This window comes from Arthrobacter sp. Dra40 (genome assembly GCF_059091905.1).
Genome location: NZ_JBNHHB010000512.1, coordinates 1 through 1,125, shown reverse-complemented (window position 1 = coordinate 1,125; position 1,125 = coordinate 1). Strand labels below are relative to the sequence as shown.

Here is a 1,125-nt window from a genome sequence, read left to right as displayed (position 1 = left end):
ACACCCCGTGGCAGCGGGAGCTGGAAGAAGCGTTCCCGTACATCGAGACCCCGGACCAGCTGACCACCATCAACGAGGTCAAGGCGGACATGGAGCGTGAGGTGCCGATGGACCGCTTGGTCTCCGGCGACGTCGGCTACGGCAAGACCGAGATTGCTGTGCGCGCCGCCTTCAAGGCGGTCCAGGACGGCAAGCAGGCGGCGGTCTTGGTGCCGACCACGCTGTTGTCCCAGCAGCACTTCGAGACCTTCAGCGAACGCTTCTCCGGGTTCCCGGTCAGGGTCAAGGCGTTGTCCCGCTTCCAAACGTCCAAGGAAGCCAAGGACACCATGGAAGGCATCAAGAACGGCAGCATCGATGTGGTCATCGGGACGCACCGGCTGCTCTCCAAAGAGGTCCAGTTCAAGGACCTGGGCCTGGTCATTGTGGACGAGGAACAGCGGTTCGGCGTCGAACACAAAGAGTCGCTGAAGAAGATGCGTACCAACGTGGACGTTCTGGCCATGTCCGCGACGCCGATCCCGCGGACCCTGGAGATGTCGCTGACCGGCATCCGCGAGACGTCCACGCTGGCGACGCCGCCGGAGGAGCGGCACCCGGTGCTGACGTACGTTGGCCCGTACACGGACCAGCAGACGACGGCGGCGATCCGGCGCGAGCTGATGCGCGAGGGACAGGTCTTCTTCGTGCACAACCGCGTCTCGTCCATCGAGCGGCAGGCGGCGCGGATACGGGAACTGGTTCCCGAGGCGCGGGTGGAGGTGGCACACGGGCAGATGAGCGAGTCGCGGCTGGAACAGATCATTGTCGACTTCTGGGAGAAGCGGTTCGACGTCCTGGTCTGCACCACCATCATCGAAACCGGACTGGACATTTCCAACGCCAACACGCTGATTGTTGACCGCGCGGACCGGTACGGGCTATCCCAGCTGCACCAGCTGCGCGGCCGGGTGGGCCGCGGCCGGGAGCGGGCGTACGCCTACTTCTTGTTCGATGCCGAGAAACCCCTGGGCGAAGTGGCGCTGGAACGGCTCAAGGCGGTGGCGGCGCACAACGAACTGGGCGCCGGCATGCAGCTGGCGCTGAAGGACCTGGAAATCCGCGGCGCAGGAAATCTGCTCGGCG

The 1,125-nt window shown here is 65.0% G+C and carries 1 protein-coding gene; it reads left to right on the top strand.

Features of this window, described 5'->3' with window-relative positions; all coding sequences use genetic code 11:
- A partial coding sequence (locus tag AC5RWT_RS37635) for a DEAD/DEAH box helicase (RefSeq protein ID WP_494084658.1) occupies positions 1 to 1,125 on the top strand: 1,125 nt, incomplete at both ends.